At 37.7% G+C, this 6793-nt stretch carries 6 protein-coding genes; all 6 read left to right on the top strand.

Annotated elements, in window-relative coordinates; all coding sequences use genetic code 11:
- The coding region (locus tag AC3AX0_RS04990) for an RNA polymerase factor sigma-54 (RefSeq protein ID WP_487549207.1) at window positions 1–375 on the top strand (375 nt) is incomplete at its 5' end.
- Window positions 376–692: 317 nt separating this feature from the next.
- Window positions 693–1721 (top strand): sugar-binding transcriptional regulator, encoded by a 1029-nt coding sequence (locus tag AC3AX0_RS04985; RefSeq protein WP_487549206.1) that lies wholly within the window; start codon window positions 693–695, stop codon window positions 1719–1721.
- 12 nt (window positions 1722–1733) lie between these two features.
- A complete protein-coding gene (gene gap / locus AC3AX0_RS04980) occupies window positions 1734–2741 on the top strand; it encodes a type I glyceraldehyde-3-phosphate dehydrogenase (protein ID WP_487549205.1) in 1008 nt (335 codons plus the stop codon).
- Between the two features lie 221 nt (window positions 2742–2962).
- The gene (locus AC3AX0_RS04975) at window positions 2963–4156 is read left to right on the top strand and encodes a phosphoglycerate kinase (protein WP_487549204.1); all 1194 of its coding nucleotides are present in this window, start codon (window positions 2963–2965) and stop codon (window positions 4154–4156) included.
- A gap of 47 nt (window positions 4157–4203) precedes the next feature.
- On the top strand, window positions 4204–4950 hold the full coding sequence (gene tpiA / locus AC3AX0_RS04970; RefSeq protein ID WP_487549203.1) for a triose-phosphate isomerase: 747 nt from the start codon (window positions 4204–4206) through the stop codon (window positions 4948–4950).
- Window positions 4951–4996: 46 nt separating this feature from the next.
- Window positions 4997–6511 carry a 2,3-bisphosphoglycerate-independent phosphoglycerate mutase gene (gene gpmI / locus AC3AX0_RS04965; RefSeq protein ID WP_487549202.1) on the top strand — a complete coding sequence of 505 codons (1515 nt, stop codon included), beginning with the start codon at window positions 4997–4999 and terminating at the stop codon, window positions 6509–6511.
- The last annotated feature ends 282 nt before the right edge of the window (window positions 6512–6793 follow it).

Below are 6793 nucleotides of genomic sequence, written 5' to 3'. Positions count from 1 at the left end.
TTTTTTGAAAAAGGCAATAAATTCCTTAAGCCAATGGTTCTGAAAAATGTAGCTGAAGACATAGAAGTCCATGAATCAACAGTCAGCAGGGCTACAAATGGCAAATACGTACAGACTCCAAGAGGTCTCTTTGAACTGAAGTATTTCTTCTCAAGCTCAATAGCCAAGGAAGGAAACGACGACGGAATGGCATCGACTAGTATAAAGTCTATGATTAAGGAGCTTGTGGACCGTGAAAATACCAAGAAGCCTTTGAGCGACCAGAAGATAGCCAATGATCTCAACAAGAGAGGAATAGATATTTCAAGAAGAACAATAGCGAAATACAGGGATGAATTACAGATACCGTCATCTTCAATGAGAAAAAGATACTGACAATAAACAAAAAAATCACTTGAACTTTACAGCAATTATAACCTATTAATGATATAATTAACCGACGGTCCACCCGTCGGTTTTTTTAAACCTTTCCAAATAACCAACTTTTCTTCGATTTAATTTTTTTAAAATAATACCCTTGAAATTCTCAAAAAAAAGTAATATAATATAATAGGGACACGAAATAAACCACAGGGACAGAAATAGACCACTTGAAACAACGATTACTATTGGAACCTTATAGCTGCCATGTTGATTTTACATTTAATAATGCAATTCTGCTAGTACAACTAAAAGGTTTTATGGAGGATTATATGAGATTTGAAAAAGTATTGTCTATACAAAATTCTATAGTTCCTGAAATGTCTAAACTACTTATGAAGAGATACGGCCTCCTTAAATCTTTGAAGAGCCATCAACCAATAGGTAGGCGGATGCTGGCATCGAAAATTGGAATGACGGAAAGAGTTTTAAGATCAGAAGTAGAAATACTTAAGGATTTGGGACTTATAAGGATTGAATCTTCAGGTATGAGGCTTTCGAAAGCTGGAGAGAAGCTCCTTCTTGAAACTGAAGAACTGATTTATAATATGAAGGGCTTGAATGATTTAGGAAATCAGCTTAAGGAAAAGATAGGGATAAAGAAAGTTTCACTGGTTGAAGGAGATTCTGATGATGACGAAATCATCAGAAAGGATTTAGGAAAGAAAGCTTCCTTGATAATGAATTCTCTCCTTGAAGATGATATGAAAATAGGAATAATGGGTGGAACTACTATGGCATGTGTTGCCGATGAAATGGAATACAATAGAAAGGTCAAAAACATAATGGTAGTGCCTGGAAGGGGAGGACTTGGTGAGCAGCTTGAAATACAGGCAAACACCATAGCTGCAAAGCTTGCCCACAAGATCAATGCGGAGTACAAGCTTCTTCACGTACCGGATAACATACATCCTGAGCTATTGGAGGCTTTGAAGGAAAACCCTCAGATAAAAAGTGTATTGGATGAAATAAAGGAAATTGACATGATACTTTTCGGAGTAGGTACGGCAATGGAAATGGCTGAAAGAAGAGGAATGTCAGACTTGAAAAAGGACGAGTTAAAGCTTAAAAATGCAGTAGCAGAAGCCCTTGGTTATTATTTCGACAACAACGGAGTTCCTATAATGCATACGGATTCCGTAGGAATATACTTAAATGATATAAATTCCATTAAGCACGTAATATGCATAGCTTCAGGTAAAAATAAAGCAGAAGCAATATATTCGTTTTCAAAATATTACAAAGATTATATTTTGGTGACAGATGAAGTAACAGCAAAGGAAATATTAAAATTAAACTAGGAGAGTGGTAATATGAGTATTAAAGTAGCGATTAACGGATTTGGAAGAATTGGTAGACTGGCTTTTAGACTTATGATGGAAAGCGACGAGGTTGAGGTAGTAGCAATCAACGACTTGACGGATGCTGAGACACTTGCATACCTGTTGAAGTATGATACTGCTCAGGGACCTTACAAAACAGACAATATCACTGGAAAAGACGGAAAGCTAATTGTAGAAGGTAAAGAATTCCAGATACTTGCAGAAAGAAATCCTGAAGATCTTCCTTGGAAAGAACTTGATATCGATGCAGTACTTGAATGTACTGGATTCTTTACAAGCAAGGAGGGTGCAGCAAAACACTTGACTGCCGGAGCTAAAAAAGTATTGATTTCAGCTCCTGCTAGTGGGGATTTAAAAACTATTGTATATAATGTTAATCATGATACACTAGATGGTAGTGAAAAAGTTGTTTCGGGTGCTTCTTGTACAACAAACTGTCTTGCTCCAGTAGCAAAGGTTCTTGATGACAAATTCGGACTTGTAAAGGGATTCATGACAACTATCCATGCATATACAAACGACCAGGCTGTGCTTGATAGACCTCACTCAAAGGGTATCAACTCAAGAAGAGGTAGAGCGGCAGCTGCGAACATTATACCAACATCTACAGGTGCAGCAGCAGCAGTAGGCAAGGTTCTTCCACAGCTTAACGGAAAGCTTGATGGTATGGCAATGAGAGTTCCAGTAATTACAGGTTCTGTTGTAGACTTAGTAGTTGAACTTGAAAAAGACGCTACAGTTGAATCAATTAACAAAGCAATGGAAGCAGCAGCAAATGAAACACTTGGATACACTGAAGATCCTATAGTATCAAGTGATGTAATTGGTACTTTGTACGGAAGTATATTTGACGCTCAGTTAACAAAAATGATTGATGTGGATGGTAAGAAGATGTTTAAAATCATAACTTGGTATGACAACGAGATGTCTTATACATCACAATTAATAAGAACTCTAAAGTATATAGCAACAATATAAGACCAAGGTAGCTGTTGTGCCGCGTTAACCGCAGGAGTGGTTATTCCAGATGCGAAGGAAAGTTTTCTTGAAAGTAAAATATCAACGCTTTAAGGGATTTTACATATTTTAATTTTCCTGAGCTAGTAAATGCTGCGGAGAATTCTGCAGCATTCACTTTGACATAAACAGTTACTTATTGCAGAATTGAAAATTCTTATAGAAACATATTGGGAGGTACAATGAAAAGACAATTGACGGACCTTCAGTTTGAAGGAAAAAAGGTATTGATGAGGTGCGATTTTAACGTTCCTATGGATGCAAATCTTGATATTACAGATGATATCAGAATAAGAAGTGCAATGGAGTCCATCAATTATGTGTTGGATAATGGTGGAAGCCTGATTTTGATGTCTCACATGGGAAGACCAAAGGGAGAGGCAAAAAGGGAATTTTCACTTAAACCCGTCGCTGAAAGACTTGCTGACATTCTTGGAAAAGAAGTTGTATTTGCGGACTTTGATGATGTAATGAACAATGAAGTTAAGGAAATGGCTGACAGACTAATACCTGGCGAAATTATGCTATTACAGAATACCAGATATAGAAAAGAAGAAAAGAAAAACGATGACGCTTTTTCAAAGGAAATCGCATCACTCGGAGATGTTTTTGTAAATGATGCCTTCGGTACGGCACACAGGGCACATTCATCAAACGTTGGAGTCACAAAATATCTCCCATCTGCGGTAGGATTTCTTATTGGAAAGGAAATCGAAGCAATAGGCGGCGCATTATCCAATCCCAAAAGACCATTGACTGCAATTCTTGGAGGAGCTAAGGTATCCGATAAGATTGGCGTTATAGAAAACCTTCTTGAGGTTGCAGACAATATCATAATTGGTGGTGGAATGGCCTTTACCTTTGTTAAGTCACAGGGATATGATGTTGGAAATTCACTTCTTGAGGAAGACAAGGTTGAACTGGCAGCAGAGCTTATTAAAAAGGCTGAGGATAAGGGAGTCAAGCTTCTTCTTCCTGTTGACTACAAGATTTCCAGAGAATTTAAGGATACAGATGAATTTGAAGTTGTAGACTGGAAGAATATTCTTGAAGGACACATGGGACTTGACATAGGACCTGAATCCATAAAAATATTCAGCGAAGTAATTAGAAAATCCAAAACTGTAATTTGGAACGGACCAATGGGAGTATTTGAATTCAGCAGCTTTGCAGAAGGAACAAATGCAATAGCGGGAGTTCTTGCCGAAGAAGATGTAATATCAATAATAGGCGGCGGAGACAGTGCTGCAGCAGTTGAGAAGGCTGGCCTTGCTGACAAGATGACTCATATTTCCACTGGTGGTGGTGCATCACTTGAATATATGGAAGGAAAGATACTTCCAGGAATAGACTCAATAGAAGATCAGGAAGTGTAAATCAACATATGAAATACACTATCCCAAAATGATAAAGGAGGGTTTTTATGAGAAGACCTATAATGGCTGGAAACTGGAAAATGAACAATACGGTTTCAGAAAGCATAGAACTGGTAAAAGGATTGATTGAAAAGGCGGAAGCTGCAGAAAAGGATTTTGTTGTTTGTCCTCCATACACTGCTCTTTATACAGTTAGTGAACTTATAAAGGGAACAAACATCAAGCTTGGCGCACAAAATATCCACTTCAAGGAAAAAGGTGCATACACAGGAGAGATTTCTCCTATTATGCTTAAGGAACTCAATGTTGAATATGTAATTATTGGCCACTCTGAAAGAAGACAGTACTTCGGAGAGACTGATGCAACGGTAAACAAGAAGATCAAGACAGCATTTGAATATGACATGACGCCAATAGTATGTGTAGGAGAATCACTTGCGCAGAGAGAAGGTGGCATTGCCGATAAGATTGTCAAAGATCAGCTTGTAAACGGACTTAAAAATATAGAAAGCAAAGATGCTGAAAAAATAGTAATAGCCTATGAGCCTATCTGGGCAATAGGAACAGGAAGAACAGCTACAAGTGAACAGGCAAATGATATGATTAAATTCATTAGAAGTGTACTTGCAGGTATATTTGGAAAAGATGAGGCAGACATAGTAAGAATTCAGTACGGTGGTAGTGTCAAGCCATCTAATGTAAATGAAATAATGTCACAGTCAGACATAGATGGAGCATTGGTTGGAGGAGCAAGTCTAAAGGCGGATGATTTCGGGAAAATAATGAACTATTAATTCGAATCATCTATCTACTTATGAAAGTGGGTTAAAAGGAGACAAAATGAGTAAAAAAACCAGATTGCTGATGATACTTGACGGATGGGGAAAGGGCAAGGATTATGATGGAAATGCAATATATAGAGCCTCTACGCCAAACTTTGACAGATTAGTAACTAAGTATCCTTCAACTATTGTTAAAACTAGCGGCAATGATGTAGGACTTCCTAAAGGACAGATGGGAAATTCAGAAGTTGGCCATATGAATATAGGCGCAGGTAGAATCGTTTACCAGCAGCTTACAAGGATTACAAAGAGTTTTGAAACTGGAGAAATTGAAGGCAATGAAGAAATATTAAAAGCCTTTGACCATGCTGTGAAGAACAATACAAAGCTTCACCTTATGGGACTTTTATCTGACGGAGGAGTGCATTCCCACAACAAGCACCTCTACAACCTTATAAGATTTGCCAACTCCAAGGGAGTGAAGGAGATATATGTTCACTGCTACATGGATGGAAGAGACGTGCCGCCAACAAGTGGTGCAGGATTCATCCAGGAACTTGAAGATGAAATGAAAGAAATAGGAGTGGGAAAGATAGCTACTATCATGGGTAGATACTATGCCATGGACAGGGACAATAGATGGGAAAGGATCCAGATTGCCTATGAGGCCCTTACTAAAGGTGAAGGCGTACATTATGCAGACCCTGTTGAAGGAGTGGAAGCATCCTATGCAAATGGAGAAAACGACGAGTTCATTAAGCCCATAATTGTGGCAGAAGATGGAAAAATCGAAAATGATGACAGCATTATATTCTTCAATTTTAGGCCTGACAGGGCTAGAGAGATAACAAGAGCAATAGTGGATGATGACTTCAAAGGTTTTGACAGAGAAAAAATCAACACTAAATTTGTCTGCATGACTCAGTATGATATAACAATTAAAAATGTATCTGTTGCATTCAAGCCTCAAACACTAGTTAATACTTTTGGTGAATATATTAGTGACAAAGGACTTAAGCAGTTAAGAATAGCAGAGACAGAGAAATACGCCCATGTTACGTTCTTCTTTAACGGAGGCGTTGAGAAGCCAAACAAGGGAGAGGAAAGGGTTCTTATTCCTTCTCCAAAGGTTGCAACATACGACCTTCAGCCGGAAATGAGTGCCTATGAAGTAAAGGATGCCCTTCTGGAGCAGCTTAAGCTTGACATTCACGATATAGTAATAATAAACTTTGCAAATCCTGACATGGTTGGACACACAGGTATAATGGAAGCAGCAATAAAAGCTGTTGAAACCGTGGATAACTGTCTTGGAGAGATTGCAGAATATGTTGTTGAAAACGATATGGAGATGCTTGTTACAGCAGACCATGGAAATGCAGATGAAATGCTAAGTGATGACAAATCTGTACTTACTCAGCATTCAACAAATCCCGTACCACTTTTATTAATAAGCAATAGAAAAGAAACAAAGCTCAAGGAAGGAAGACTTGCCGATTTGGCACCTACAATCCTTGAACTAATGGACATTGAAAAACCGGAAGAAATGACGGGAGAATCATTATTAGTATAAAAATATTTTAAAATTAACTATAATAGTGTATAATAACAGTATTATGTTGTTATATATATTGATTTTGCAATAGAAAATAATATTAATGTAGTTTTATCTCACAATAAGCTTCGTCTTAATTCATCCAACATTTGATACACAGGTGAACCATCTGTGTTTCAAACGACACATGAATTAACTCAACTAAATTGTGATATAAATACTAGGAGGAAAATATGAGTATTATAAGTGATATTTACGCAAGAGAGATTTTGGATTCAAGAGGAAACCCAACAGTAGAGG

It is taken from the genome of Dethiosulfatibacter sp., from assembly GCF_983023055.1.
The sequence above is the reverse complement of the archived record's forward strand: the minus strand, read 5'-3'. Positions and strand labels throughout refer to the sequence as shown.

What these genes read in the sequence shown, in the direction of transcription:
- AC3AX0_RS04985 (WP_487549206.1), top strand. Translation starts at nt 693, where the DNA reads ATGAGATTTGAAAAAGTATTGTCTATACAAAATTCTATAGTTCCTGAA.
- gap (WP_487549205.1), top strand. Translation starts at nt 1,734, where the DNA reads ATGAGTATTAAAGTAGCGATTAACGGATTTGGAAGAATTGGTAGACTG.
- AC3AX0_RS04975 (WP_487549204.1), top strand. Translation starts at nt 2,963, where the DNA reads ATGAAAAGACAATTGACGGACCTTCAGTTTGAAGGAAAAAAGGTATTG.
- tpiA (WP_487549203.1), top strand. Translation starts at nt 4,204, where the DNA reads ATGAGAAGACCTATAATGGCTGGAAACTGGAAAATGAACAATACGGTT.
- gpmI (WP_487549202.1), top strand. Translation starts at nt 4,997, where the DNA reads ATGAGTAAAAAAACCAGATTGCTGATGATACTTGACGGATGGGGAAAG.